The following is a 234-nucleotide window of genomic DNA, read 5'->3' on the forward strand; positions in this document are numbered from 1 at the left end:
CGGGCAGCTCGCGATCACGCTCGACGGCGACCCCTGGGCGGAGGGTGTGGAGGATGCCGGGTTCGGCGCGCTCGGAGCCCTGGCCGACCCCGCGCCCGTGCGGATCGCCGACGGCTACCTGACCGAGGCGCCGCATTCCGGGCTCGGCATCCGCTTCGCGCCGGTGCTCGGCGGGGAGGCCGGTCGCACCGGCCCTCGTTGACGCCGCTCCGACCTCTCGGACCCGACCGGTCG

General features: G+C 76.9%; 1 protein-coding gene. It reads left to right on the forward strand.

Going from position 1 to position 234, the window contains the following annotated elements:
• On the forward strand, positions 1–202 hold a 202-nt coding region (locus tag SB658_RS27645), incomplete at its 5' end, for a hypothetical protein (RefSeq protein ID WP_410603775.1).
• Positions 203–234 lie beyond the last annotated feature (32 nt).

The organism is Bacillus sp. SIMBA_008, from assembly GCF_046535495.1.
In the GTDB taxonomy this organism is placed as follows: Bacteria; Bacillota; Bacilli; order Bacillales; family Bacillaceae; genus Bacillus; species Bacillus subtilis.